The sequence below is a fragment of the Candidatus Paceibacterota bacterium genome, from assembly GCA_028714275.1.
GTDB lineage: Bacteria > Patescibacteriota > Minisyncoccia > Phycocordibacterales > CAINVO01 > CAINVO01.
This window is the reverse complement of sequence record JAQTMP010000052.1, coordinates 1-4,453: the sequence shown is the minus strand read 5'-3', so window position 1 is coordinate 4,453 and position 4,453 is coordinate 1. Positions and strand designations below refer to the sequence as shown.

Below are 4,453 nucleotides of genomic sequence, written 5' to 3'. Positions count from 1 at the left end.
ATCTTCGACCACTTCTCCATCGTTCAGCTTGATAGTCCGCTCAGTCATTTTTCCATATTCTTCTTCATGGGTGACCATGATGATAGTCTGCCCATTTTTATGTAATTCCTTAAAAATATCGATGACACTTTTTGATGATTCTGTATCGAGGTTGGCAGTCGGCTCATCAGCAAAAAGAATGGTTGGCTTGTGAGCAATGGCTCGCGAAACACTAACACGCTGTTGCTCTCCACCAGACAATTGGCTAGGCAAATTGTGAAGCCGGTGACCCAAGCCTACTCGCACCAAAGCCTCATCAGCAAGCTTGTACGCTGCTTTTGGAGACAGGCCTTGCATTATGAGTGGCAAGGCAACATTTTCACAGGCTGTCAGATCGGGCAGCAAAGCATAATCTTGAAAAACATAGCCGAGTTTATGTAGACGAAACTTGGTTCGTTCATCACTCGTCATAGAGGTCGTGTCCACGCCATTTAAAATAATCTTCCCGCCGGTCGGGTGATCAAGCAGACTTACTTGATAAAGCAAAGTGCTTTTACCCGCTCCGGAACGCCCCATAATAGAAACGAATTCTCCAGACTTAATGGAAAGATTGATACCCTTTAGTACGTGCGTTTCGACTGTCCCGTCGTGATATGTTTTTACTAAGTTTTTTATTTCTATCATAAATTTTTTCCTCAAATTTTATCTTCCTAAAATAGCATCCAGCGTATTTCTCTTGACTATCAGTCTAGCTGGAATGTACCCAGCAATCACTGTCGTAATCAAGAGAATGCCTACACGCAGCAACGACCCTGGCACTGGCGCATACAGTATGCCATCACTAAAGGGAAAATTGATTGGATGAGCGACTATATATGGGACCAAAAATCCGTAAAGCACCAGCCAGCCAATCCCTGTCCCTGCCATCGCATAAAAAATAGATTGGAAAATATATGAATATTCAATGGCCCGAGAATCAACCCCGATTCCCTTGAGAATACCAATAAATTTGCGGCGAGTGATGGCATTTACAAAAATCACAATGAAGATAGTAATAGAAGCCACCGCCAAACCGATACTGCCGATCAGGTTTCCAAGAATGGCAAATGTGTCCGAAATATCTTTCAAAAACTTTGGCTGGGCCTCCTCAAAAGTCTGGATCTTGGCCACCTGATCAAAGCCATTATCTAAAAGTACTTGTTTGGCCCGAAGCACATCCGCCCCGGGGAGAAGTTTGATGGCTATCTCATTCATGTTTAAATCCGTCCGGCCAATAATATCGCGAAGCTGAGTGTCTACCATAAAAATACGTTGATCGAGCTCTCCGACTTTACTTTTGACAATGCCTTTGATAGTCACTTCGCGCGTAGTCGAACCAATCACTAGTCGCACTTTTGATCCAAGTCCAGCCGTCTTGAGATTTTTTAGGCCTGGGGTATCAATGGGCGTATATTTGTAAAGCAGGTTGGCCCCAATCAAAATCTGATCATAGTCTGTAGGTAAAAGATACGAACCCTCAACCATATAATGTGACAAGCCGGTGACCGCGTCCTCTTTAACAGGATCAATGCCCGCAATCACTCCACCCGCGCTTTCAGTGATATCCTCTGGGCGGACTTTAGTTTTATAGCCAGCCTCGATGACCCCACTGGCCAGATATCGGCCGGAATAATTCAAAAGACCTGGAAGAGCCTGCACCACGCTCAAAATAGAAGTGGTGCGCTCAATGTATGGTTTTTGGTTGAGATTTGAAATGATAATATCGCCTGTGTATTTTGCCCGCTCAGCTTCGACCGAGCTTTGAATCAAGCCGACCAGCACTCCGTTGACCACGACGAGATTGAGAAAAGTCAGGGTCATGACAAAAATAATCAGGACCGTAGTCCACAAGCTTGCATGCTTGATCTGTCTCACTGCCAGAAAAAATCCGACGCGGATGGGAATAAGTGACATGATATTAATTTTTTGGATTCAACAAAATGGTTTCTCCGGCTGAGAGCCCGGAAATGACTTCGGCATTCCCTTTTGCGTCAAGCGCTCCAGTCACAATCACTCTGTTTTCAGTATTCTTGCCATTTTTGACCGTGACCATCTTTTGATCATTTTTTATAAATAGGGCGCTCTGAGGAACAACCAAGATACCTGTTCGGTCATCCACTTGAATACTGATGGAAGCTGTCATACCTGATCGGATGCGGTTGTCCGAAGCCAAAAACTGAAAAGTGGTTTTATAAGTCGAGACACCGTCTTTGATGGTCTCCGCTGGATCAACGGCTGTGACTTTGGCATTAAAAATCACATTTGGACCGTAGGCGTCTAGGGTAATACTTGCCGACTGTCCGACCTTTACCTTAGCAATATCCGCTTCAGGAATATAACTCTCTATTTCATATTGAGATGAGCTAATAAGCCCTATCACTGGAGTATTCGGCGAAGCTATTTCACCGGTCTTAGCGTCTACCCTAGTGATTGTACCTGCAAAAGGAGCCGTGATGATGCTTTGCGCCAAGGCGGCAGCTGCTCGATCAACGGCTGCCGACTGGATATCAATATCAGCCGTTGTTGCCCCCGCTTTTTTAAGAGTCAGCTGACTTTGAGCTGTATCTAGACTTGAAGAAGCTGCGGTATAGCTTTGAGATGCGCTGTTGAGAGCCGCTGTGGCGGTACTGACATTGGCCCGAGCAGTAGATGTGTCCGCGCGGTATTTGTCGATAGATGATTGAGTGAGAGCCGTATCCGCTTTAAATGTAGACACCGCCACAGTGGCGTCATTTAAAAATGAGCTTATAATGGCAAGATTGTTTTGGGTCTGAGCAAGGACAGTCGGCGTATAGGTTTCAGGAGTGAGCGTAGCCAAAGCTGTGTTCCAATCAGAAAGTAATTTTCCGATCTTCAACCTTTGATCGTTTAAAGACAGGCGTAAAGGATAGTTATCAAAAGCAAAAATTTCTGGTAAAACACTTTTTGGATTGTTGTAGTACTGGTCAGTTTTATTTTCTACCGCATCATCTGATTTGGCGTAAGCATCTTTGATGGCTGAGATGAGAATTTGTTTGGCATCGACGAGAGATGAGGAGGCTGCATCAACACTTGATTGAGTGACGGCGACATCTTCTGGCCGACTGCCCTGTTCTATCTGAGCCAATCTAGCCTGCTCTTCCTCAAGGGAAGCCTTGAGCTGCCCATTTGAAAGAAAAGCGAGAGTGGATCCCTGACTGACTTTGTCCCCTACCGAGACGTTTACTCCAGCGATTTTACCGGCAGTCTCAAAGGCTAAGTCAACTGTTTCAGCTGGCACTACCTTTCCACTAATCGAAACTACCTGAATAAATTCTGTAGGAGAAACCACAAAAGTCTGTCCGTCCTGATTGGACCCATTTCTCACAAAGGCAAAAGCGCCGCCACCGACTACCACTACAGCTATTAGTCCAGAAATCCAAGGGTTTTTTAAAATAAAATCCACGATAAAATTTTTGTCTTTTTTCATTGTTAAGATGTTCTGTTAAGCTTCTAAAAAATCAGGCTATCATGAATGGATCATTACTCTCACTTTTTCTGGGCTGGGCACTTCCTCAACTAAAATATGCCGGCTATCTTTACTCTTTACTACTATAGTACCGTAGTTGTGCTTTTTTTGAAAAGAATTTTGTTCTATTAGGCTCGCCTCCACAATATCCGAAAGTTTGAGGCTATGAATTTCTCTGGAAAAAATAGCCGTCTGCCGGACATCGATAATTCTTTTGTCGGTCAAAATCCAAATGTCTAAGTAGTGGTCCGAAACCGCAACAGCTCCTAGGATAGAAAGGATCACCAGCCAAAGACCATAGTACCCCAACGCTGCCAAAAAACTGGTCCCCGCAAATCCAAAATAAAGCCCGCCAAAAAGGAGGGTGTCTATTTTATAAAAAATAATCGGAGCGATGGCCGCCACAAATAAAATGAAGGATTCAATCAAAAAAGCCAGAGTGTGCCGACGGATGACTTTGATCAATTTCTCACTTGGATTTAAGGTAATCATATTTTATGGCTGATATTAATAAATATAGGCAATGACAATCAACAGCCCACTCAAGCCCAATAAAAGGAGGCTCAGAATAAAATAGAGCCGCGGCAGCAGACCACTTAGCCGGCTTCCGGCCAAAGAAAAATTATTCCATTGGTGCACAGCAACGAAGCTAAAAACAACCCAAACTATCGTGACCACTACCCACGGCAGCAAATAAACCACCAAGCTGGCTTTTGAAGCTACATTTATGATGTTCATTGACCTCCATTATAGCAAATTTGAGTGCTTTAGTGAGAAAGGCCATTTATTTATTCTCGCAGATCGCTTTCTTTAAGTTTTAATGGTATATATAAACAACTAGCGCTTCGTCGCTTTCTTACTCCAAAATTACAAAAAGCCCCTAAAACTGTATGGCAATTCGCAACATCGCTATCATCGCTCACGTGGATCACGGCCAGACTACCTTGA

At 44.0% G+C, this 4,453-nt stretch carries 5 protein-coding genes; all 5 read right to left on the bottom strand.

Annotated features, from left to right (window positions below; translation table 11 throughout):
• On the bottom strand, positions 1 to 663 hold a 663-nt coding region (locus PHF79_03925; protein ID MDD5318929.1), incomplete at its 3' end, for an ABC transporter ATP-binding protein.
• An 18-nt stretch (positions 664 to 681) separates the two neighbouring features.
• A complete protein-coding gene (locus PHF79_03920; GenBank protein ID MDD5318928.1) occupies positions 682 to 1,932 on the bottom strand; it encodes a hypothetical protein in 1,251 nt (416 codons plus the stop codon).
• A gap of 4 nt (positions 1,933 to 1,936) precedes the next feature.
• A complete protein-coding gene (locus PHF79_03915) occupies positions 1,937 to 3,466 on the bottom strand; it encodes an efflux RND transporter periplasmic adaptor subunit (GenBank protein ID MDD5318927.1) in 1,530 nt (509 codons plus the stop codon).
• Between the two features lie 39 nt (positions 3,467 to 3,505).
• Positions 3,506 to 3,997 (bottom strand): PH domain-containing protein, encoded by a 492-nt coding sequence (locus PHF79_03910; protein MDD5318926.1) that lies wholly within the window; start codon positions 3,995 to 3,997, stop codon positions 3,506 to 3,508.
• Positions 3,998 to 4,012: 15 nt separating this feature from the next.
• Positions 4,013 to 4,243 carry a hypothetical protein gene (locus PHF79_03905; protein MDD5318925.1) on the bottom strand — a complete coding sequence of 77 codons (231 nt, stop codon included), beginning with the start codon at positions 4,241 to 4,243 and terminating at the stop codon, positions 4,013 to 4,015.
• Between the last annotated feature and the right edge of the window lie 210 nt (positions 4,244 to 4,453).